At 61.9% G+C, this 23,124-nt stretch carries 19 protein-coding genes; 6 read left to right on the top strand and 13 right to left on the bottom strand.

From position 1 onward, the window contains the following. Positions 1-3 precede the first annotated feature (3 nt). The 6 genes from FHX14_RS29200 to FHX14_RS29175 all read right to left on the bottom strand — a co-directional run bounded on the left by FHX14_RS29200 (position 4) and on the right by FHX14_RS29175 (position 6,367). Entirely contained in the window at positions 4-1,131 is a 1,128-nt protein-coding gene (locus FHX14_RS29200; RefSeq protein WP_012555864.1) for an S-(hydroxymethyl)glutathione dehydrogenase/class III alcohol dehydrogenase, read from the bottom strand. Positions 1,132-1,231: 100 nt separating this feature from the next. Then, positions 1,232-1,930 (bottom strand): dimethylsulfonioproprionate lyase family protein, encoded by a 699-nt coding sequence (locus tag FHX14_RS29195; protein WP_184380450.1) that lies wholly within the window; start codon positions 1,928-1,930, stop codon positions 1,232-1,234. A gap of 15 nt (positions 1,931-1,945) precedes the next feature. Beyond that, entirely contained in the window at positions 1,946-2,875 is a 930-nt protein-coding gene (locus tag FHX14_RS29190; RefSeq protein ID WP_184380448.1) for an electron transfer flavoprotein subunit alpha/FixB family protein, read from the bottom strand. A gap of 23 nt (positions 2,876-2,898) precedes the next feature. Further along, entirely contained in the window at positions 2,899-3,648 is a 750-nt protein-coding gene (locus FHX14_RS29185; RefSeq protein WP_184380446.1) for an electron transfer flavoprotein subunit beta/FixA family protein, read from the bottom strand. 34 nt (positions 3,649-3,682) lie between these two features. Beyond that, positions 3,683-4,288 (bottom strand): dimethylsulfoniopropionate lyase, encoded by a 606-nt coding sequence (locus tag FHX14_RS29180; protein WP_184380444.1) that lies wholly within the window; start codon positions 4,286-4,288, stop codon positions 3,683-3,685. A gap of 42 nt (positions 4,289-4,330) precedes the next feature. Further along, entirely contained in the window at positions 4,331-6,367 is a 2,037-nt protein-coding gene (locus FHX14_RS29175; RefSeq protein ID WP_184380442.1) for an NADH:flavin oxidoreductase, read from the bottom strand. A 146-nt stretch (positions 6,368-6,513) separates the two neighbouring features. Here FHX14_RS29175 and FHX14_RS29170 point away from each other — a divergent pair, with 146 nt between their 5' ends. The 6 genes from FHX14_RS29170 to FHX14_RS29145 all read left to right on the top strand — a co-directional run bounded on the left by FHX14_RS29170 (position 6,514) and on the right by FHX14_RS29145 (position 13,151). Further along, positions 6,514-7,143: a TetR/AcrR family transcriptional regulator gene (locus FHX14_RS29170; protein ID WP_003592385.1), complete on the top strand. Its 630-nt coding sequence runs from the start codon at positions 6,514-6,516 to the stop codon at positions 7,141-7,143. Between the two features lie 11 nt (positions 7,144-7,154). Then, on the top strand, positions 7,155-7,949 hold the full coding sequence (locus tag FHX14_RS29165) for a pyrroline-5-carboxylate reductase dimerization domain-containing protein (protein WP_184380440.1): 795 nt from the start codon (positions 7,155-7,157) through the stop codon (positions 7,947-7,949). A 67-nt stretch (positions 7,950-8,016) separates the two neighbouring features. Continuing rightward, the gene (locus FHX14_RS29160) at positions 8,017-9,018 is read left to right on the top strand and encodes an ABC transporter substrate-binding protein (protein WP_003592382.1); all 1,002 of its coding nucleotides are present in this window, start codon (positions 8,017-8,019) and stop codon (positions 9,016-9,018) included. A 95-nt stretch (positions 9,019-9,113) separates the two neighbouring features. Continuing rightward, complete coding sequence (locus tag FHX14_RS29155) at positions 9,114-10,001, top strand: proline/glycine betaine ABC transporter permease (RefSeq protein ID WP_003592380.1); 888 nt, start codon at positions 9,114-9,116, stop codon at positions 9,999-10,001. Continuing rightward, the gene (locus FHX14_RS29150) at positions 9,994-11,073 is read left to right on the top strand and encodes a glycine betaine/L-proline ABC transporter ATP-binding protein (protein WP_184380438.1); all 1,080 of its coding nucleotides are present in this window, start codon (positions 9,994-9,996) and stop codon (positions 11,071-11,073) included. The genes FHX14_RS29155 and FHX14_RS29150 overlap by 8 nt, the downstream gene beginning before the upstream one ends. A gap of 1,079 nt (positions 11,074-12,152) precedes the next feature. Beyond that, positions 12,153-13,151 carry an AraC family transcriptional regulator gene (locus tag FHX14_RS29145; RefSeq protein ID WP_184380436.1) on the top strand — a complete coding sequence of 333 codons (999 nt, stop codon included), beginning with the start codon at positions 12,153-12,155 and terminating at the stop codon, positions 13,149-13,151. A gap of 10 nt (positions 13,152-13,161) precedes the next feature. On the opposite strand, the gene FHX14_RS29140 is transcribed toward FHX14_RS29145, so the two are convergent. The 7 genes from FHX14_RS29140 to FHX14_RS29110 all read right to left on the bottom strand — a co-directional run bounded on the left by FHX14_RS29140 (position 13,162) and on the right by FHX14_RS29110 (position 23,119). After that, positions 13,162-13,446, bottom strand: coding sequence for a hypothetical protein (locus FHX14_RS29140; protein WP_003592375.1), 285 nt, complete (start codon positions 13,444-13,446; stop codon positions 13,162-13,164). Beyond that, entirely contained in the window at positions 13,443-15,740 is a 2,298-nt protein-coding gene (locus tag FHX14_RS29135; protein ID WP_184380434.1) for an FdhF/YdeP family oxidoreductase, read from the bottom strand. Before FHX14_RS29135 ends, FHX14_RS29140 begins: the two co-directional genes overlap by 4 nt. An 86-nt stretch (positions 15,741-15,826) precedes the next feature. Beyond that, positions 15,827-17,755 (bottom strand): diguanylate cyclase, encoded by a 1,929-nt coding sequence (locus FHX14_RS29130; RefSeq protein ID WP_184380432.1) that lies wholly within the window; start codon positions 17,753-17,755, stop codon positions 15,827-15,829. 286 nt (positions 17,756-18,041) lie between these two features. Beyond that, positions 18,042-19,481, bottom strand: coding sequence for a coniferyl aldehyde dehydrogenase (locus FHX14_RS29125; protein WP_184380430.1), 1,440 nt, complete (start codon positions 19,479-19,481; stop codon positions 18,042-18,044). Positions 19,482-19,502: 21 nt separating this feature from the next. Then, positions 19,503-20,609, bottom strand: a complete 1,107-nt coding sequence (locus FHX14_RS29120; RefSeq protein WP_184380428.1) for an NAD(P)-dependent alcohol dehydrogenase — start codon at positions 20,607-20,609, stop codon at positions 19,503-19,505. A gap of 57 nt (positions 20,610-20,666) precedes the next feature. After that, on the bottom strand, positions 20,667-21,491 hold the full coding sequence (locus FHX14_RS29115; protein ID WP_054183816.1) for a p-hydroxycinnamoyl CoA hydratase/lyase: 825 nt from the start codon (positions 21,489-21,491) through the stop codon (positions 20,667-20,669). A 44-nt stretch (positions 21,492-21,535) separates the two neighbouring features. Next, on the bottom strand, positions 21,536-23,119 hold the full coding sequence (locus FHX14_RS29110) for an AMP-binding protein (RefSeq protein ID WP_184380426.1): 1,584 nt from the start codon (positions 23,117-23,119) through the stop codon (positions 21,536-21,538). Positions 23,120-23,124: the final 5 nt, after the last annotated feature.

Raw genomic sequence — 23,124 nt, 5'->3', positions numbered from 1 at the left:
GGCTTAGTAGACCACCACGCCGCGGATGCTTTCACCCTTGTGCATCATGTCGAAGCCCTTGTTGATGTCTTGGAGCGGCATGGTGTGGGTGATCATCGGGTCGATCTGGATCTTGCCCTGCATGTACCAGTCGACGATCTTCGGCACGTCGGTACGCCCGCGCGCGCCGCCGAAGGCGGTGCCCATCCAGTTGCGGCCGGTGACCAGCTGGAACGGACGCGTCGAGATCTCCTGGCCGGCGCCGGCAACGCCGATGATGATCGATTTGCCCCAGCCGCGATGGCTGGCCTCAAGCGCCTGGCGCATCACCTTGGTGTTGCCGGTGCAGTCGAATGTATAGTCGGCGCCGCCGATCAGATCGCCGTTGCGCTTGGTCATATTGACGAGATGAGGCACGATGTCGTCGCCGACTTCCTTCGGATTGACGAAATGCGTCATGCCGAATTTCTCGCCCCAGGCCTTGCGGTCATTGTTGATGTCGACACCGATGATCATGTCGGCGCCGGCAAGCCTCAGCCCCTGCAGCACGTTGAGGCCGATGCCGCCGAGACCGAAGACGATCGCCGTCGAACCGATCTCGACCTTGGCGGTGTTGATCACCGCGCCGATGCCGGTGGTGACCCCGCAGCCGATGTAGCAGATCTTGTCGAAGGGGGCGTCGGGATTGACCTTGGCAAGGGCGATCTCCGGCAGCACGGTGAAATTGGCGAAGGTCGAGCAGCCCATGTAATGATGGATCTTGTCCTTGCCGATCGAAAAGCGCGAGGTGCCATCCGGCATCACGCCCTGGCCCTGGGTCGAGCGGATCGCGGTGCAGAGATTGGTCTTGCGGGAAAGGCAGGAATAACATTCGCGGCATTCCGGCGTGTAGAGCGGAATGACATGGTCGCCCTTCTTGACCGAGGTGACACCCGGACCGACGTCGACGACGATGCCCGCACCCTCATGGCCGAGGATCGCCGGAAACAGGCCTTCCGGATCGGCGCCCGACAGCGTGAAATCGTCGGTGTGGCAGATGCCGGTCGCCTTGACCTCGACCAGCACTTCGCCGGCCCGCGGGCCTTCCAGCTGAACGGTCATCACTTCGAGCGGTTTTCCGGCCTGAACGGCTACGGCGGCGCGAACGTCCATTTTTGATATCCTTCCTCTTAAATTGAATTCTGACTGCTAGATATTCGGATAGGCTGGCCGCATTATCGGCCTTCGCCGATCGCTGCCAAAGCCACCCCCATCACGTCTCCGGCTCAACCTGGCACCAGACCGCGAGAAGCGGCCTTGCCGTGCATCTTATCGCGAATGATTGCCCCGCATCGTTCGCGAAGACTGTGCCGGTTGCGGCGGAGAACCATTGGGAATTGCCGAGGCAGATTTCTGCCGGCGACAGCAGAATGAAAGCGCGCGGCTGCGTCTGAACATGATCGGGAAACCGGGTGTAGCGGTCCATGTAGATCACGCCGACCCTGAGATCGGCGCGCTCCTCCATGCCACCGGGACCGACCACGACAGCATGCGAATGCGTGTTGCCGAAATTCAGGCTTGCAAACGGACCCGAGCGTCCGCGCCGCCAGAGCAGGCTGTCGGCAAGACTTCTGAATTGGCCGGCGATCGCCTCGTATTTCCGTCCTGATTTGGCAAGATGGCCAATGGCGTCATCAAGCCCCTCGGGCGCACCGGCAAGAGGCCCGCCCTCCAGGGGGCGCACCTTGCCGGTTTTGAGCAGCTTCTGCAGAACCTTGCCCGCGACGAAACTGGCGACAGCAGGGGCGTCGGCCGACAACATCAGGCCGCCGACGTCGTTGAGGAATTCCTGCAGCGGCCGAGGACGCCTTTCCCTGCCGATGTCGTGCAGCCGTATATAAGCCGGCTTTTCCTCATCGTTCAGAAGAAGATCGGCCCCACGTTTGATTGGACGTCCCACCGCGCGCGCCACGTTCAGTCCCCTCGCTTAGAGCGCCTTTTCCAATTCCGGCAGGGCTTCGAACAGATCGGCAACCAGGCCGTAGTCGGCGACCTGGAAGATCGGCGCTTCCTCGTCCTTGTTGATGGCGACGATCACCTTACTGTCCTTCATGCCGGCCAGATGCTGGATGGCCCCGGAGATGCCGGCGGCGATATAAAGCTGCGGCGCCACCACCTTGCCGGTCTGGCCGACCTGCCAGTCGTTCGGCGCATAACCGGCATCGACGGCGGCACGGGATGCGCCGACGGCAGCGCCGAGCTTGTCGGCAAGCGGCAGGATGACTTCCTTGAATTTTTCCGCCGAGCCGAGTGCCCGGCCGCCGGAGAGGATGATCTTCGCCGAGGTCAGCTCCGGCCGGTTGGAGGCCGACAGCGCATCCTTCACGAAACGCGACAGGCCGGGATCGGAGACCGCCGCGATCGCCTCCACTGGTGCGGAGCCGCCTTCGGCTGCCGAGGCAAACGAGGCGGTACGCACGGTGATGACCTTCTTGGCATCGCTTGCCTGCACCGTCTGGATGGCATTGCCGGCATAGATTGGCCGCTTGAAGGTATCGGATGAGATCACCTCGATGATCTCGGAGACCTGGGCGACATCGATGAGGGCAGCGACGCGCGGCAGCACGTTCTTGCCGACCGAGGTGGCGGCCGAAAGGATGGTGTCATAGCTGCCGGCCAGCGAGACGATCAGGTCGGCAAGTGGTTCGGCGAGATTGTTGGCAAGCGCGTCGCTTTCGGCCAGCAGCACCTTGGAGACGCCGGAGAGCTTGGCAGCCGCATCGGCGGCAGCCTTGGCGCCCTTACCGGCAATCAGCACATGAATATCGGAGCCGATCTGGCTTGCTGCCGTCAGCGCCTTGGCGGTCTGGTCGGAGAGGCTGACATGGTCGTGGTCGGCCAGAAGAAGAATGGTCATGATGGTGTTCTCTCTTTCCTGGCTTAAAGCACGCCGGCTTCGTTCTTCAGTCTGTCGATCAGTTCGGCGACCGACTTGACCTTGACGCCGGCCTTGCGGCCACTCGGCTCCTCGGTCTTCAGCACCTTCAGCCGCGGCGTGGTGTCGACACCGAAGTCAGCCGGGGCCTTCTTGTCGAGCGGCTTCTTCTTCGCCTTCATGATGTTCGGCAGCGAGGCATAACGCGGTTCGTTCAGTCTGAGATCCGATGTGACCACCGCCGGCAGCTTGATCTCGATCGTCTGCAGGCCGCCATCGACCTCGCGGGTCACCTCAGCCTTGCCGTCACCGATCTCGATCTTCGAGGCGAAGGTCGCCTGAGCCGAACCCAACAGCGCCGCCAGCATCTGGCCGGTCTGGTTCGAGTCATCGTCGATCGCCTGCTTGCCGACGATGATCAGGCCGGGCTGCTCGGCATCCGCCACGCCTTTGAGGATCTTGGCCACCGTGAGCGGCTCGACCTGATCCTCGGTCTCGACCAGGATCGCCCGGTCGGCTCCCATGGCAAGCGCCGTCCTCAGCGTCTCCTCGGCCTTGGCAGGACCGATCGACACCACTACCACCTCCTCAGCCTTGCCGGCCTCCTTCAGCCGCAGCGCCTCTTCCACCGAGATCTCGTCGAACGGGTTCATCGACATCTTCACATTGGCAAGCTCGACACCGGAACCATCCGGCTTCACCCGGATCTTCACGTTGTAGTCGACGACGCGTTTGACGGGCACGAGAATCTTCATTTGCAAAACCCCTTTATGTCTAGACTGCCGGCCGTCAGTGCGGCCGTTCGGCAAGCAGCGCCCAGAAGGCGAAGAGCGGTGTGTCCACCGACCTCATGGCATGTTTGATCCCGGGGATATTGTAGAACGATCCGCCGATACCAGGCGAAAACCAGTCCCCCTCCCCTTGCTGAAATTCTCCCTCGGACAGCACGAGATAAACTTCCTCCGGCGGGTGGTCGTGATCGGGATAGCGCACGTGCGGCGCCAGCAATGTCACACCCAGCCACAGGTCGCTCCGCTCCTCCAATCCTCCCGGGCCGACGATCATGGCATTGGCATGCCCATCGACGAAATTGTCGCCGGCCGTGTGGTCATACTTGGTGCGCCGACGCCATTCAAGCATCGGCTCGATGCCTTTGAACGCCTCTATCAATCGCGCCAGCGAAAGATCATAGGAGGGATCGGCCGCAAGCGCCACATCAAGCTGAGCGCAGACGGGCAACCGGCTTCCCTCCCCCGCACGCGCGATCCCCGGCTGCTCCAGCGCCGCAAAAAATTGACCGATCGAGCGCCGGGATTCCGGGCCTTTTGCGAACTGATCGAAAGCCAGAGATGCAGCACCCAGGAAAAGCTGGAGGCTTTCCTCACGTAAACTCATATCACCCCCGAAATGAGCGGCCGACGCGCGGCCTCCCTGCGATCATATATCCTTGGCGATGCGCAGGCCGTCATAAATGGCGGCATGCGTATTGCGCGCAGCGACAGCATCGCCGATCCGGAACAGCTGGAACTTGCCCTCGGGATTGTGGATGACGGACTGCGGTTCCCCGGAAAGAAGCTGGTCGTGCGACATCTCGCCGAGATTGCTCGAGCTGGGCTTCAGCTCGAAATAGAGCTCGTCGAGCGGGATGGTCCCGTGATTGACGACGATCTGGTCGAAGCTGCTCTGCTTGGCAATCCCGCCGTAATCGCTGCCGACATGGGCGACGAGCTGGTTGCCGCTCTTCTCGACGGCCTCCAGCCGATAGGTGACGGTGAAGGTCACGTCATGCTTCTGAAGAGAGCGCATATAGGGCACCAGGTTCATGGCCATGACTTCGGGCGCGAACGACCGGTCCGGCGTCATGATCTCCACCTTGGCGCCGGCCTTGGCGAGAAACTCCGCCGCCTGAAGACCGGCATGGTCGCCGGCATCGTCGAAGATCAGCACGTTGGTGCCTGGCTTCACATCACCGGAGATGATGTCCCAGGAAGAGACCACCAGCTCGTTGCCGCGCGAGAGAACCTCGGTATGCGGCAAGCCGCCGGTCGCGATGATGACGACATCGGGGTTCTCGGCTTCGATCGTGTCGGCTTCCGCCCAGGTGTTGAAGTGGAAGGTGACGTCGTATTTCTCGCACTGGCTGATGCGCCAGTCGATGATGCTGATCATCTCCCTGCGGCGCTCGCTTTGGGCTGTGAGCCGGATCTGGCCGCCGGCATTGTTCGCCGCTTCGAAGACGACGACCTGGTGGCCGCGCTCTCCGGCGACGCGCGCCGCCTCCAGACCGCCCGGGCCGGCGCCGACGATGACGACCTTTTTCCTGGCCTCGGCCTTTGCCACGATATGCGGCATGGTCAGTTCGCGGCCGGTGGCGGCATTATGGATGCAGTAGGCGGCCCCGCCCTGGTAGATGCGATCGAGACAGTAATTGGCGCCGACGCAGGGACGGATATCGTCTTCCCGTTTTTCGATGATTTTGCGGACAATGTGCGGATCGGTCATGTGGGCGCGGGTCATGCCGACCATGTCGACCTTGCCGGCTGCGATCGCGTGGCGGGCGGTGGCGACGTCGGGGATTTTCGCCGCATGGAAGGTCGGGAAGTCAGTCGCCGCACGGATCTCGCCGGCGAAGTCGAGATGCGGTGAATTCGCCATGCCCTGGATCGGGATCACGTCGGTCAGACCCGCGTCGGTATCGATGTGGCCGCGGATCACGTTCAGATAATCGATGAGGCCGCTCTCCTTCAGGCGCTTGGAGATTTCAATGCCCTCGGCCTTGCCGGTACCGCCGGGAAGACACTCGTCGGCGGTATAGCGCAGGCCGAGAATGAAATCGTCGCCCACCCTTTTGCGGATGGCCTTGAACACGTCGAAACAAAAGCGCAGACGATTGTCGAGCGAGCCGCCGTAGGGGCCATCAAGCTCGTTGGTCAGCGGAGACACGAACTGGTCGATCAGGTGACCGTAGGCCTCGAGTTCGACACCATCCATGCCGCCCGCTTTCATGCGCTCGGCCGCATCGGAGAAGTCCTTGATGATGCGCTCGATATCCCAATCTTCCAACTTCTTCGGGAAGGCGCGGTGCGAAGCCTCGCGATGATGGGATGGGGCGACGACCGGCAGCCAGTCACCCTTGTCCCAGCGGGTGCGCCGGCCGAGGTGGGTGAGCTGGATCATGATCGCCGCACCCTCTTCATGCACGGCATCGGTCATTTCCCTGATCCAGGGTACGATCTCGTCCTTATAGGCGAGCAGATTGTTGAAAACCGGCGGGCTATCCTTGGAGACGGCCGCCGAGCCCGCCGTCATCGTCAAGGCTACCCCGCCCTTTGCCCGCTCCACCGTATAGGCGCGATACCTCTCCTTCGGCATGCCGTCTTCCGGATAGGCCGGCTCGTGAGACGTCACGATGATACGGTTGCGCAACTTCAAATGCTTGAGCTGATAAGGCTGCAGCAGGGGATCATTCGACATGGGCCGTGGTTCCGGATTAAAACATCGAGGGAGACGCTAAGCGCAATGTACATATGTGTCAACGATGAAAACAGTTCAGTCATTGATTTCGACACTGATGTACATTTTTCTTGTGCGCGACCTCAAAGTTTGATAGGAGATACGGCATGGATCAGGCTTTGAACGACACTGGCTGGCGCGGATCGCAGGAAGGATGGCTTGAGGCAGCCTACCACTCCCTGCTGGAATCCGGCGTGGATTCGGTGAAGATTCTACCGCTGGCGAAGAAGCTCAATCTCTCGCGCACGAGCTTCTACTGGTTTTTCAAGGATCGGGAGGAACTGTTGAGCGCGCTCGTGGCACTATGGCGCGACAAAAACACCGGCAATATCGTCAAGCGGTCGGAAGCCTATGCGGAATCGCTGGCCGAAGCGATGCTCAACGTCTTCGATTGCTGGCTCGACAACGATCTCTTCGACGCGAAGTTCGAGTTTGCCGTGCGTAGCTGGGCGCTGCAATCCGAGCAGCTTCTGATGGAGGTCCAGCAGGCCGATCAGATCCGGCTGGAGGCGCTAAAACGCATGTTCATGCGGTTCGGGTTACCAGAAACGACATCGGATGTCAGAGCGCGCACAACTTACCTTGTTCAGATCGGATATATTTCCATGCAATCGAGGGAGAAACTTGCCGTCCGCATGAAACGGATTCCGGAATATATAGCGATCTACACGGGTGAAGTGCCGCAGCAGAGGGAGCTTGATCGCTTCTTCTCCCGGCATGGCTACAGGCCCGGTTAAAGGAGACCCGGATGAGTGTTTCCTTGAGGATCGGCATAATTGGCGGCGGCGGCTGGCTGGGCGGAGCAATCGCCGGCTCGATTGTCGATGCCGGCCTGGTCGAACCTCGGAATCTCTCACTCTCCTATCGCAGTCAGCAGCCGGATCGCTTCCCGAATTCTTTCTGGACCTCCGACAATCAGGCGCTTGCCGACCGCTCGGACGTGATCCTTCTCTCCGTCCGGCCCGATGACTGGCGGACCCTTGAGGTCGATGCCGACAGCAAGCTCGTCATTTCGGTCATGGCGGGCATCGGCCTTGCCGCCCTTTCGCAACGTCATAAGACCGGCCGCGTCGTCCGCGCCCTGCCGAATGCCGGCGCCGAAGTGGTCAGATCCTATACGCCTTGGATCGCCGCGGGCGATATCACGGAAGGCGACCGCGCCGTCGTCCGCGCCATTTTCGAGGCCTGCGGCTCACAGGATGAGGTCACAAGGGAAAGCGACATCGATTACCTCACAGGCCTTTCCGGTTCCGGACCGGCGTTCCCGGCGCTGCTTGCGGCCGCCATGATGAGCGATGCCATCGCCCGCGGCCTGCCGGCCGGCATTGCGCGCCGCGCCGTCAATACGGTGATATCAGGCGCCGGCCGCCTTTTGGAGCGCCGGGACGAGAGCCCGGATGACGTCGTTCAAACCTTTCTCGACTATTGCGGCACGACCGCGGCGGCCATCGACAGCATGCGCGCTGCGGGATTCGACGCTTCGGTCGCCAAGGGATTGTCGGCAGCATTTCAGAAATCGGTGAGTATGGGAAAGGTTTCCTGACGACCGTTGGGGCGGGCACTGCGGCACCCCGCTCGACACGACCAGCCGCTAAACAGAGGGAACGAGAATGAAAAAATTACTTGCATCGACGTGTTTGACGTTCGGCCTGATCGGCGGCGCGTCATTCGCCAGCGCTGCCGAATGCGGCAGCGTCACCATCGCCAGCATGAACTGGCAGAGCGCCGAAGTTCTCTCCAACCTGGACAAGTTCATTCTGAACGAAGGCTATGGCTGCAGTGCTGACATCACCGTCGGCGACACCGTCCCGACGATCACCTCCATGGCCGAAAAGGGTCAGCCGGACATCGCGCCCGAAGCCTGGATCGATCTGCTGCCCGACGTCGTCAAGAAGGGCACGGAAGAAGGCCGCATCGTCCAGGTCGGCTCGCCGCTGCCGGATGGCGGCGTACAAGGCTGGTGGATTCCGAAGTATCTCGCCGATGCCCATCCCGACATCAAGACGATCGGCGACGTGCTGAAGCATCCGGAGCTCTTCCCCGATCCCGAGGACCCGAAAAAGGGCGCCATCGTCAATGGCCCGCAGGGCTGGGGCGGCACGGTCGTCACCTCGCAGCTCTACAAGGCCTTTGAGGCCGAGAAGGCGGGCTTCACCCTCGTCGACACCGGCTCTGCCGCCGGCCTCGACGGTTCGATCGCCAAGGCCTACGAACGCAAGGAAGGCTGGGCCGGCTATTACTGGGCGCCGACCGCCCTGCTCGGCAAGTATCAGATGGTCAAGCTCGAAGCCGGCGTGCCGGAGGATTCCGCCGAATGGAAGCGCTGCATCACCGTCGCCGACTGCCCCGACCCGAAGCCCGCTTCGTGGCCGGTCGATCATGTCGTCACCCTGGTTGCCAAGCCCTTCTCGGAAAAGGTCGGGCCTGAAGTCATGGACTACCTGGCGAAGCGCTCCTGGAGCAACGACACGGTCAACAAGCTGATGTCGTGGATGACCGACAACCAGGCGACCGGCGAAGACGGCGCCAAGCACTTCCTGAAAGAAAACAAGGACATCTGGTCCAAGTGGGTTTCGCCGGAGGCAGCCACGAAGATCGAAGCTGCCCTTTAACACTGACTATCGCGGTGCGCCGAAAGCGCACCGCTTCTCACTCGCCGATAAAAACAAAAAGACTGCCGCGGCTCTTTGAAGAAAAGGGGAACCGAATGGAATGGTTTTATAAGTTTCCACATATGGACGATGACGCGCTTCGCAATCTGAAGAAGGCGATCGATGACGGCTTTCGCGGCTTCACCCGCGCCTATGGCGACGGCATCGAAACCCTGTTCGTGCCGCTGCAGCATTTCCTGATTGCCGCCGAGCGGTTCATGACGCAGACGCCGTGGCCGATCATCACCCTGATCGTCCTTGCCATCGCCTGGTTTGCCAGCCGCAGCCTGAAGATCGTCTTCGGCTGTCTGGTGACGCTGATGCTGATCGGCTATTTCGACATGTGGGACGATACGATGCGGACGGTCTCGATGATCTTCGTCTGCACCATTCTATCCATCGCCATCGGCATTCCGATGGGCATCCTGATGGCCCGTTCCGACCGGTTGCAGCGCGTCATCAACCCGATCCTCGACGTCATGCAGACGATGCCGAGCTTCGTCTATCTCATCCCCGTCGTCATGCTGCTCGGCATCGGCAAGGTGCCCGGCCTGATCGCCGTCGTCATCTATGCCATCCCGCCGATGATCCGCCTGACCGACCTCGGCATCCGCCTCGTCGACAAGGACGTGCTCGAAGCCGCCGACGCCTTCGGCACGTCGCGATCGCAGAAGCTGTTCAAGGTACAGCTTCCGCTGGCCCTGCCCACCATCATGGCCGGCATCAACCAGACGATCATGATGGCGCTCGCCATGGTGGTCATCGCCTCGATGATCGGCGTCCAGGGCCTCGGCCAGCCGGTGCTCAAGGCGATCGCCAACCAGTATTTCACGCTGGGTATCTTCAATGGTCTTGCCATCGTCGGCATCGCCATCATCTTCGACCGAGTCAGCCAGGCATATGGCAAAAGGCTCCAGAAGCATCGGGAGACCGTCCATGGCTGAGCATCGTTTCGGCGGCATCAAGATCCGCCATCTCTACAAGATCTTCGGTCCCAACCCGGCCGCGCATGTCGATGCGGTTCAGAAGGGACTGTCGAAGACCGAGCTCAACGAAAAGCACGGCCATGTGCTCGGCCTCAGGGACATCAATGTCGAGATCCCCTCCGGCCGCATCCAGGTCGTCATGGGCCTTTCGGGCTCGGGCAAATCGACGCTGATCCGCCATATCAACCGGCTGATCGATCCGACCGCCGGCGAAGTGCTGGTCGACGGCGTCGATGTCGTCAAGATGAACGAGACCGAGTTGCGGGCGTTTCGCCGGCACCAGACGGCGATGGTGTTTCAGAAGTTCGCGCTTCTGCCGCACCGCAACGTGCTCGACAACACCATCTTCGGCCTCGAAGTCCAGGGCATGGAGCGGTCAAAAGCCGTCGACGTCGCCATGCGCTGGCTGGAGCGGGTCGGGCTGAAGGGCTTCGAGCAGCGCTATCCCAACCAGCTCTCCGGCGGCATGCAGCAGCGTGTCGGCCTGGCGAGAGCTCTCTCCAACGACGCCCCGGTGCTTCTGATGGACGAGGCCTATTCGGCGCTCGACCCGCTGATCCGCACCGACATGCAGACCGTGCTTCTCGATATCCAGAAGGAGATCAAGAAGACCATCGTCTTCATCACTCACGATCTCGACGAGGCGCTGCGTCTCGGCGACCAGATCGCCATCCTGCGCGACGGCGAAGTCATCCAGCAGGGCACCAGCCAGGACATCGTCCTGCGCCCGGCCGACGACTACATCGCCAACTTCGTCAAGGAGGTCAATCGTGGCAGGGTCATCCATGTCGAAGCCGTTATGACGCCGCTGCACTCCGGTGCGGCGCCGGTTGGGCTGGCAATTGTGGCGGGAACGACCGTCGAAGAGGCCGTCCGCATGCTGTCGTCGGCGCCAGAGGGCGATGCCAGGGTGGTTTCGCCTTCCGGGGAAACCTTAGGGCTCGTCACCTTCCGCCAGCTCGCAAGTGCGATGGTCAACTCACAGGACATGGCCCCCCAGCGCGACAGCGCCCTGTCGGTCGCCCTCTGAAGTTTCGAAGGCGGCCGTCTTTCCGTTTTGCTGGCGACGCCGAGCACGCGCCATCGCCGGGAAGCCGGCCGCCGCCGAACCTTGAGAATGCTTGCAATGGCTTCTTGAGGCCTGCCCGATCACAACACCGGCTGGGCAAGGAATTGCGCTCGCAGGTATCGATGTCATAGAGATCCGAACCCGCGCCGTGCCAAGCACGCCTTATGCCTTCTATGAGGGCAGGCGGGCTCCTTGGAGCTGTGAGGCCGGAGCTTTCCGATGCTTCTTATGCAAGCTCTTCCCGCGTGCCAAACGAGACATTCAAGAGCTCTACCCACCTTGCGCAAGCCGCGGCGCGAATATGCCTCGAGCCCGCGCTTCCCTATACATTTTGCGCAAAACCAGTCCAGACTGCGTCGCGAAAAGCCGCTTGGCCGACTTTATCGGCGGCCGACAATTGCTCGATGGCCACGGAGCAATAAGATGATTGTCGACCAAGGCCATGATGGTCTGCGGTCCTAAAGCCAAGCCCGTTCATCCATCACCCCCAAAACGGATGGAAGGGATCATACATACGCACCCCATCCCGTGCGTATGCCAGCATGCCTGTCTGCCTGCCGAAGGCTATTAAGCGGTCCACTATAGAACCTTCGGCAGGCGACTGCGCAGATCCCGCATTTGGGGATATTTTCCACCGCTTCAGATGATGATGCGTATCTCGGCAAGATTGCCGAGTTGAGCCTTTCGTGGCCTCACGGATACACCCCACAAATTTGCCTTTCTGCGTAATCGTTTCATCACCGATAGCCGGTGGCGTGACGGCTTGCCTATTGTTCCCATGTCTGCCAGTTCCTGCCCCCAGGCTGCGAAAGGCCGCTTGGATGGGAACTATCGATAATGCATTCAACGGGTTGGTTTTTTGACGCCCGCTATACCCGAATTCGGAAGCATCGGCTTCCTGCGCTCCAAGCCGATGACGACCGGCATGACTGATAGAGGGACGCACATTCATCCGTCAGCACGGATCGCGCATCGCGCCGGGATCTGCGAACAGTTGATAAGGGCAGGTCAGCGCAGCCGGACTCAACAATGGGTGCAGCATGTCCGAAAATAGCCCAGCGCCATTCTCGTTCCGGTTTCGCGGTTCGTCCTTCGACAACATGGTCGAAACGCTCGGCGGCGCCTTCGGCGCCTTCGATGCCGAGCCTGTCGGCCGCGCCCAGGACTTCAATTGGGGGTTGGATTTCTCCGCAAATGACAGCGCTGTCCTTCTAACCGGTTATCACGAGGCGGAGTTTCAGTTCAACATCGAGCCGACCGTCGATACGGCGGAATATCTGTCGATTGTCGTGCCGCGTAGCGGCGGCATGGGAGTGGCTTACGGATCCCGCGTCGCCGAGGCGGGAGAAGGAAAACTGCTTCTCTATAACAATTTCGAACCAGATAGTGTCCTGATGTACGGCCAGTCGAATGTCATCGACGAATTGCTGATCAACTGGTCGGTGATCCTGCAGACGATCGGCCAGACGTTCGAAATGCCCTTCAGCGGCTCACTCGATCTATTGCCCGAACTGGATCTGTCGACGCCGGTCGGCCGGACGATCGGCAACCTGACGGAGACGATCGCCATCGGCATGCGCGACAACGGCCCCTTGCTGCAATCGCCGATCGCCATGGCGCATATGACGCAGGCGCTGGCCGATCTTGTCGTGCGCATGGTGCCGAACCGGCTGTCGCATTTCCTCGACAAGGGGCCTGCGCTCATCGCTCCCCGGCATGTGCGCAAGGCGATCGAATTCATGCAGGCCAATATCGATCAGCCGATCACCATGCCGAAGGTCGCCGAGGCGGCCGGCGTCTCCAGCCGGGCGCTCGAAACCGGCTTCCGCGCCTTCAGGGGCACCTCTCCCGCCGTCTATCTGTTGACGCTTCGCCTGCGCGCGGCGCGGCAGGAGCTGCTCGACCCGGAGAGCAAGGAGAGCATGAAAGGGATCTGTCTCAAATGGGGCTTCTTTCATTTCGGCCGGTTTTCCGCAGTCTACAAATCGACCTACGGGGAATACCCTTCCGACACCCGGAAGCGTGTCTGCCGTTTGTAGCCGGAGAGGTTCAGGGCGAAGAGGGTGGCGGCAATGTGTAGTGCACTCTCATCGTCCTCGGATCGCGCTTGACGATCTCAACCACGCCTTCCCTCCCCGCCAGAGCGTTTAGCTCCCGCAGAACGAGGGAATGGGCGATCCCGAGCTTGCGCGCAAAGGCGCGGCTGTCGCGCGCGATACCCAGTTCGGCGGCGACGAGGAGGCCCGCCTGTATGGATGTCAGGCGGATGTCCCCGGCTCGCGCCGCAGCGACAAGGGCGAAAAATCGATCGGCGTCGGATAGCTCTTCGCTCACGCGGCGTTTCGCCCGCGCAAGGACACCATGATCGATTTCGAGGTGGGTGTATCGCTTTCCTTGCCGGCGCTGCCGAGCGGCACCAGCACGTTCAGCTCGGGATAATAGCCGGCGATGCTGCCCCTCGGAATGTCATAGGGCACCAGGCGAAAATTCCCGGCAATGCGCTCGATGCCGTCATCATGCGCGCCGACCACGTCGATCCGATCGCCGGCCTCGGCATTCATCGCCTTCAGGTCGGCCGGATGAATGAAAATGACCTGCCGCTCTCCGTAGACGCCGCGATATCGGTCATCGAGACCATAGACCGTCGTATTGTATTGATCGTGCGACCGGAATGTCTGCAGGGCGAAACGACGTCCCCCGCCCTTTCGCGCCCGCTGATGGACCGTCTCCTCGGGAAGCGCCTCGGACGAGAACGACGCCTTGCCTGCGGGTGTGTCCCACTCCCGATGGCTTGCTGCGTTGCGCAGGTGAAAACCGCGCGGCTTGCGCAGGCGCGCATTGTAGTTTTCGAAACCCGGAATGGTCGCCTCGATATGATCGCGGATAAGGTCGTAATCGTCGGCGAGCTCCGCCCAGTCGACCGCGGCGGAACCGACCGTCGCTTCCGCAATGCCGGCAATGATGGCGACTTCCGAGAGAAGATGCGGCGAAGCCGGACGATTGATGCCCGCGGAGCCGTGCACCATGCTCATCGAATCCTCGACGCTGACGAGCTGGGAATTGCCGGCTTCGTTGAGGTCGATCTCGGTGCGTCCGAGGCAAGGCAGGATGAAGGCCGTCTCGCCGGGCATGAGATGCGAGTGATTGGGTTTGGTCGCGATGTTGACCGTCAGCTTCAGCTGTCGAAGCGCCTTTTCGACGAGGGCACTGTCGGGCGTGGCGCGGGCGAAATTGCCGCCGAGCCCGATGAAAGCCTCGGCAGAGCCGTCGAGCATCGCGCCGATCGCCGCAAGAACATTGTGGCCATGCTCGCGGGGAGCGGTGAAGCGGAAGTGTTTTTCCAGAGCATCGAGGAAATCATCCGCCGGCTTTTCGTTGATGCCGACGGTGCGGTCGCCCTGCACGTTGGAATGGCCGCGCACCGGGCAAAGGCCGGCGCCCGGCTTGCCGATATTGCCGCGCAGGAACATGAAATTGGCGATCTCGCGGATCGTCGCGACCGAATGCAAATGCTGGGTGACACCCATCGCCCAGGTGCAGATGACACGTTCGGCGTTGGTATAGACATCGGCCGCCCGTTCGATCTCCTCCCGGCTCAGCCCGGACTGGTCCTCGATCTCAGCCCAGCCTGTGGCCTCGACCGCTGTCCGATACGCCTGAAAATCCGCGCAGTGTTCGGTGAGAAATGCATGGTCGAGCACGGAGGGTAGACCGGCGGCGACTGCTCTGTCGTCTGCGGCCAGTACGGCCTTGGCCATCCCCCGCACCGCCGCCATGTCGCCGCCGAGCTGCGGCTGCAGATAAAGGCCGGCAATCTCGGTCGAACCGCCCTTCAGCATCTCGATCTTGTCCTGCGGATCGGAGAAGCGCTCGAGGCCGCGCTCGCGGATAGGGTTGAAGACGACGACGCGCGCGCCGCGGATCGCCGCGCGGCGCAGGTCACCGAGCATTCTCGGATGGTTGGTGCCCGGGTTTTGCCCGATCACGAATATCGCGTCGGCCTCTTCGAAATCCTCCAGCAGCACCGTGCCCTTGCCGACGCCGACGGCCTGGCGCATGGCGATGCCGCTTGCTTCGTGGCACATGTTGGAGCAATCGGGAAAATTGTTGGTGCCGTAGACGCGCACGAACAGCTGATACAGGAAGGCGGCTTCGTTGCTAGCCCGGCCCGAAGTGTAGAATTCCGCCCGGTTGGGAGTGTCGAGGCCCTTCAGGATGCTGCCGATCTCGGCAAAGGCATCCTGCCACGAAACCGGCAGATAACGGTCGCTCGCCGCATCGTAGCGCATCGGATGTGTCAGGCGGCCATTGAGTTCCAGTTCATAATCCGTCAGCCGGCGCAGCTCGGATACCGTATTTTCAGCAAAGAAAGCAGGCGTTGCCCGCTTCTCCGTCGCTTCCCAGGCAACCGCCTTCACGCCGTTTTCGCAGAATTCGAACGACGATCCGTGTTCCGGATCGCCCCAGGCGCAGCCCGGGCAGTCGAACCCATCCGGCTGGTTTGCTTTCAGCATGGTGCGCGCGCCCGAAAGGGGCATGCCGCTTTGCAGCAATTGCTTGCCGCAGCTCTTCAAAGCGCCCCAGCCGCCGGCGGCCGCCGATTTCTTACCGATGAATTTTGTGTCCATGCGCCCTTATTGTCGAAGCGCAGAAAACATCAAGGCCGCAGGCGCGATGGTTTGATAGAAAAAATCTATCAAAGAAGGGTTTCGATTTAACCGGCTTCCTTCATGGCATGCCGTTCGCCGTTGGGCGAATGGGCCAGAATGCGATTGCGGCCTTGGGTCTTGGCGTCGTAGAGCGCCGCGTCGGCCTCGGTCAGCAGGCGGTTCGGGTTGGTGCGCAGAACGGCTCCGGTCGCGCAGGAGATGCCGATGCTTGCCGTCACCCGGGCGAATTCGCTGCCGGAGTGCGCAATATTCTCCTGGGCGAGGCGCCCCGCGAATTGCTCAGCGACGATCATTGCCCCTTTGGCGCTGGTGTCGGGCAGGAACACCACGAATTCCTCGCCGCCGTAACGGGCGACGATGTCGGCCGGCCGGCTGACGGATTGGCGCAGACACTTGCTGACGACCCGCAGGCATTGGTCTCCGGCGGGATGACCATAGGTGTCGTTATAGGCCTTGAAGCGGTCGATATCGACCATCAGCAGGCTGAACGGCATGTTCCTCCTGCCACTGCCCGAGGTTTCGCGGGCGAAAGCCTCGTCGAAGGTCCGGCGGTTGACCATGCCGGTGAGGCCATCGGTCTCGGCAAGGCTCTTCAACTGCTCCGCCGACAGCCTGAGTGCGATTTCCGCCTGTTTCGTCGCCGTAATATCGGAGACGACGGCCATCGCCGTGCCGTCTTCCGCAAGCCTTGTCCGGATGCTGCGCCAGTCGCCGTTGTGAAGCTGAACCTCTTCGTCCTTGTTGCTGTGCAGCGAGGCGGTGGCGGCCTTGATCCACCCGTCCACATCATCGGGAATACCAGGCCGCTCGCCGGTTTCGACGACGCGGCGCAGGATGTCGCTGATATGGGCGCCAACCACGCGGGCCTCGCCGGAGAGCGGGAAGGCATTGCGATACTGCTCATTGCAAAACAGGATAAACCCCTTGCTATCGTACATGGCGATGCCATCGGACATGCTGGCCATCGCATGCGAGAGCAGGTTCTTGCTTTCGCGCAATTCCCGCTCCAGAGCGGTGCGCTCGGTAACATCGCGCGTGACGCCGGCAAGGCCGATCACCCGCCCCTGCTTGTCCCGCAGCGGCACTTTGGAGGCGAGCAGGAATCTGCCTTCGATATGCTCGGTCGAATCGATCAGCGGCACGCCGGTGTCTATGACCTGCTGCTCGAGGTAATATAATTCCTCGGCAAGCGGCCGCGACATCAGATTGAAATCCGACAATCCGATCATCTCCGCCGTGGTCCGGAAGCGGAAGAGGCGGGTCATGTTTTCATTGACGGTGATGAACCGGCTGTTTCGGTCCTTAACATAGAGATAATCGGGCGACTGCGAAAATGCGGTCACCAATATGCTTCGCTCCAGCTCCCATTGCTGTGTCTTCAGCAGAACGAAACCACCCAGAACGGTCGCGAGACAATTCAATGCCGTCAGGGGGAAACCGACGCCGGCCAGCACATGGGCATTCACCAAGGTGGGAAGCAAGGCCATCGACAGGACCAATGCAACGCCAAGGGCAAGGCTCAGCAGCGCAACGTCCTTAAGCTCCGGCGATCTCTTGAAGGTCCAGAAATGACCGGCCAAACCAATGCCGGTGGCGACGGCCATGGTGATGACCCCGTCGACCATCGCTGTGCCGCCGACGGCAAAACGAAACGCTATCGCCAGCGCCGCGGCAAAGGCCGCCGCGATCGGCCCCCCGAACATGCCGGCCAATGCAAGCGGCGAAAAACGCAGGTCGATATAGATGCCGGGGTGGAATTCAACGGCCAGCAATATGGATCCGATGGAGGCGCCGCCGGCTATGATCCCGAAGGCGATTTTTTCCTGCCGGAAGGATCGGCGCTGAAACTCAATCGAAAAAAGCGCCCAGAGCGAAATTGCCAGGCACACGAAGGAAAGGTTGCCACCGAATTGCGTCCAATTGCCATTCACCGCGCTGTATCCACCTTCCACGACATGTAACGAACTCATCATAGGCGAAACTGGTTTGAGCTTGGTTAAACCGATCTCATGGGGCGGCATGGAGTATCGACCAGGCAAGGCTGGCACGCCTGTTATAAGGCATGTTTAACAAACACCGTCCTCTTCGACTGCAATGCCCGTCGATGGCACAATACTGCGCAATCCGGATAAGCCTGCGCAATCGGACTATTATTGCGCGATCAAAAGGCTCGCAGAATGCTGGTGGTTGCAGGCGAAATTGACGGTCGGTGGCGTCCCAACGAGAAAGCCCGGCGTGGCCCGCCGGGCCTGTCCTCCGTTACTTGCAGATCGCCCCGGCTAGAAAACCGCGCATCGCCTCGCCAAAGGGCGGCCGCATCATATATTCCGCTTCCACCATCTTGCTCTGGTGATAGACGGCGCGCGGATGTGAGAAGGCGAGGAAGCCGAACTTGCCGTGATAGGCGCCCATGCCGGAATGGCCGACACCGCCGAAGGGCAGGCCTTCGGCCGTGACGTGGCTCATGCAGTCGTTGACCGTCATGCCGCCGGAGGTCGTATTGTCGAGAACGCGGGCCTCCTCTTCGCCATCCTGGCTGAAATAATAGAGAGCGAGTGGGCGCGACCGGGCGTTGATGCGATCGATGACGTCGGCGATCTCGCGATAGGCAAGAACCGGCAGCACCGGCCCGAAGATTTCCTCCTGCAGCACGCGCATATCTTCGGTGGGATCGAGGATCAGGGTCGGCGGCACGCGGTGAGCCGGTTGCTGCGAGAAGTTTTCCGCCGCCGGGTTGATCTCGACGATACGGGCGCCCTTGGCCCTGGCGTCGTCGACCAGGCCCTGGACGCGGGCGTGATGGCGGGCATTGACGATCGACGTGTAATCCGGATTTTCCTTGAGCGTCGGATACATTGCGGCGACCGCCGCCACCGCATGTTCGGCAAAGGCTTCGACGCTCTCCTCCGGCACATAGACATGGTCGGGCGCCAGGCAGATCTGGCCGGCATTCAGCGTCTTGACGGTCATGACGCGGCGCGCGGCATCCGCTAGATCGGCCGAGCGGCCGATGACGACGGGCGATTTGCCGCCGAGTTCGAGCGTCAGCGGCGTCAGGTTTTCCGCCGCAGCGCGCATGACATGATGGGCGATCGCGGTGCCGCCGGTGAATATCAGATGGTCGAAAGCAAGGGATGTGAAAGCCGTGCCCGTCGCCGGTCCGCCCTGCACGACGGCGATTTCCGTTTCGTCGAAGGCGCGGGCGACGAGTTGCGCCATCAGTGCTGATGAAGCCGGCGTCACCTCCGACGGTTTGATCATGGCGCGATTGCCGGCGGCGAGAATGCCGGCAAGCGGCGCAAGGGCCAGCTGATAGGGAAAATTCCAGGGGCTGAGGATCCCGACCACGCCCTTCGGCTGATAGACCACTTTGGCGACCGCATCCGGGAACAACGCCTCGTGCTCTTCCGGCTTCAGCCATTCGGCCAGATGGGCCTTGGCATATTTGAGCGAACCGACGCAGGTGAAAACGTCGAGCAGCAGGCTTGCCTCGACACTGCGGCTGCCGAAATCCTCCGACAGCGCTCCGGCAATCGCATCCTTATGGTCGACAAGAAGGGCGATGACGCGGTCGATGCGATCGATGCGGGTTTCGATGGCTGGCGGCCCTTCCTTCAGGAAGGACGCCCTTTGCAGGGCAAGCAGCGCCTTCATGGCATCGGGACTGGTATCGGTGACGATTGGGGTGACGGTGTTCATTGTTTCCTCCCTTGAACGATGTCAGGCGGCCGGCTGGCGCACGATCGGTTTCAGCACGATGCCCTTTTCCGAATCCTCGACCGCCTGGTTGATGTCGGCGAAATCATAGAAGGTGACGAGCCTGTCGAAGGGGAAGCGGCCCTGCCTGTGAAGGTCGATCAGCAGAGGGATCAGCACGTCCGGATTGGAATCGCCTTCGACGATACCGCGCACCCGGCGTCCCCCGGACAGAATATGGGTGAGGTCGAGCGTCAGCGTCGCGCCGTGGGGCGAGGCGCCGACGATGCCGCAGGTGCCGCGCGGCGCCAGCACGCGGACGCATTGATCGATGACGGCAGGCACGCCGGAGGCATCGATCGAATAATCGACGCCGGCGCCGGTCAGCGCCATGATCGCGGCAACCGCATCACCCGTCTTACCGTTGACGATGTCGGTGGCGCCGAGTTCGGCGGCAAGCGCCAGCCGCGCCTCGTTGACATCGACGGCGATGATCCGGGAAGCGCCGACGATCCTTGCCGCCATCACGGCCGCAAGACCGACCGAACCCATGCCGAAGACCGCAAGCACCTTTCCGGGTTCGACCTTCAGTGCATTCATGACCGCGCCGGCGCCGGTCTGGATGCCGCAGGCAAGCGGCCCGAGCAGCGCCAAATCGGCATATTCAGCCACTTTGACGATATTGCGCTCATGGCAGAGCGCGTGACTGGCGAAGGAAGATTGCCCGAAAATATTGCCGTTCACCCGCTCCCCTCTGTAGGAGAGCCCGCTCGAACCGTCGGCGCGCGCACCGAAGAAATTGCGCGGAAAGAATTCATGGCAATAGGTCTCCTCGTGATCATTGCAGCTCGGGCAATGACCGCAGGAATTGAAGGTCATGACCACATGATCGCCGGGCACCACCTTGGTAACGCCCGGCCCGACACGTTCGACAACCCCAGCACCTTCATGGCCGAGCACGACCGGCTGCGGCACCGGCAGATGCTGGTCGCGCATGACGATGTCGGTGTGGCAAACCCCGGTGGCGACGACGCGAACCAGGATTTCCCCCTCACGCGGCTCCTCCAGATCGAGACTTTCCAGCGAAAACGGCATATGCGGCGCACGCGCCACCGCGGCATGGATTTTCATTCTATCCTCCTCCCGATGATCGGCCCGCGCGCGTCCCGGCGGATCGGGTTCGCTTCCTCAGCGGCTGCGTTTGTAGGCGCCGAGCCCCGGCTGATAGGTCTTGTCGTCGAGGAACTGCTTCAGCCCCTCGTCGCGCCCCTTGGTCTTATCGAGAAACAGCATCTGCTCCAGCTTGGCGTAGATGTAATCGTCGGCGAGATCCCATGGCAGGTCGCGCACGCGCTTATAGGTGTCCTTGGCGGCCTTCAGGGTCACCGGGTTCTTTTCGAGCAGGCCGGCGCAGATCTTGCGGACGCGGGTTTCGAGCTCGGCGAGCGGCACGGCCTCGTTGACGAGACCCATTTCAGCCGCCTTGCGCCCGCCGAAGAGTTCGCCGGTCATGATGTAGTAGAGCGCGTCGCGATGGCGCATCACTTCGGCGACCGCGCGGGTCACGTTGCCGCCCGGCAGGATGCCCCAGTTGATTTCGGAAAGGCCGAAATTCGCCTCCTCGGCAGCGATGGCGAGATCGCAGGAAACGAGCGGCGTGAAAGCGCCGCCGAAGCACCAGCCGTTGACCATGGCGATCGTCGGCTTTTCGAAATACATCAGCCGGCTCCACCAGCCTCCGGATTGGCGCCGCGCCTTCAGCGTGGCATTCCGCGGCTTGTCGTCATTGTCGCGGAAATATTCCTTCAGATCCATGCCGGCCGACCAGGATTGGCCGGCACCGCGCAGCACGAGGACACCGCAGCGCTCGTCGCCCTCGAGTTCGTCGAGCACCTCGAGCATCCGGGCATTGAGAGCCGGATTCATCGCGTTGCGCTTTTCAGGGCGGTTGAGGGTCACGAAGGCGATGCCATTGTCGAATTCGACCAGAACCGGCGATTGGTTTTCAGTCATCAGATCACTCCATTGGTTTCGGCATGAATGCCGGGGCCGCTTGATCAGGCCTGTGGTTGAAGGATTTCGTCGGAATGCAGCCGGCGCAGAACATGTTTCTGCACCTTGCCGGAGGCAGTGCGGGGAATGGTTTCGACGAAGAGGATGCGCGCCGGGCGCTTGAAGGCGGCAAGCCTCGCAGCGCAATGGCCGGCGATCGTCTCGGCTGTTGCCGCAGCACCCGGCCGTAGCACGACATAAGCAATGCCGCATTCGCCCCATCTGACGTCTGGAATGCCGACCACCGCGACGTCGAGAATATCGGGCTGGCTTGCGAGTGCGGCTTCGACCTCGGCGGGGTAAACGTTCTCGCCGCCGCTGATATACATGTCCTTCAAGCGGTCGACTATGCGATAGAAGCCGTTGGCTTCGCGCCGGCCGAGGTCGCCGGTGCGGTACCAGCCATCGCTGAGAGCGGCTGCGCTTTCCAGCGGCTTGTTCCAGTAGCCCGGCGTTACCGCCGGCCCGCGCAGCCAGAGTTCGCCGATCTCGCCTTCCCCGACGTCGCGGCCATCCTCGCCGACGATGCGAATGTCGAGCAAGGGCGCCGGCAGACCGACGCTGCCGGGATTATCCTGCACCGCGCGCCGGTCGATCGGCACATGCAGCACCGTTCCCGCCTCGCTCATGCCGTAACCGTTGACCAGCGCAACGCCATCGGCGAGATAGCTTTCGATCAGCGCCTGCGTCAGCGGCGCGCCGCCGACGAAAAGCGCGTGCAGGCCGGAGAGAGCCGCAGCGCTATAGGCGGGATCGTTACGCAAGGCGAGCGCGATCTGCGGCACGGCGAAATAATGGGTGATGGCATGCTCACGGTCGGCAAGGGCTGCGAGCGTCCGCCCCGGGGTGAAGCGATCGGAAACGACAAGCGTGCCGCCCAGCATCAATGTGGTGCGCGCCACCGCAATCAGCCCGATCGTATGAAAGAACGGCAGGTCGCACAGAGCAACAGATCCCGGCCCGATCTCGCCGACGAAGGAGAAATTGACGGCAGCGAAAAACGCGTTGCGGCGGGTGATGACGACGCCTTTCGGCTGTCCTGTCGTGCCCGACGTATAGAGAAGGACGCAGGCTCCATCGGCATCGGCGGACACGGGCTTCATCGGAAGGCTCGCCTCGATCCGCGCCGCAAGGCCAGTTGGGCCATCGGCCGTCGAGATCACCGTCATCTCGGGATCGGCGTCGGCAAGGCTCGCCACGGCCGCCGAAAACTCCTCGTCGTGTACGAGGAGCGCCGGCGCGCAATCGGCAAGGATCGGCCGAAGCTCGGCGGCATTGAGACGCCAGTTGAGCGGCACGTAGATGGCGCCGGCACGCTGGCAGGCAAAGGCGAGCACGATCGAGTCCATCGAGTTGCGCGCCAGCATGGCGACACGCGCTCCGTCCCGCCGCGCGGCGAGCATAGCGTTCAGAAGGCCGGCGCAACGAGCGATCCGCAGATCGAGTTGGGCATACGTCAGTTGCCGGCCGGTGGCGATCTCGAACAGAGCCTGACCATCCCCCGCGACGCGGGCGCGGTAGAGGATGGGATCATCCGTCACCAGCCCGCAATCCGCCGACGAAGCCCTCCCGGAAAAGGAATGCGCCATATTCT

It is taken from the genome of Rhizobium sp. BK619 (assembly GCF_014195245.1).
GTDB lineage: Bacteria > Pseudomonadota > Alphaproteobacteria > Rhizobiales > Rhizobiaceae > Rhizobium > Rhizobium acidisoli.
Note: the sequence above shows the minus strand (reverse complement) of the source record. Positions and strands in the feature narration are given on the sequence as shown.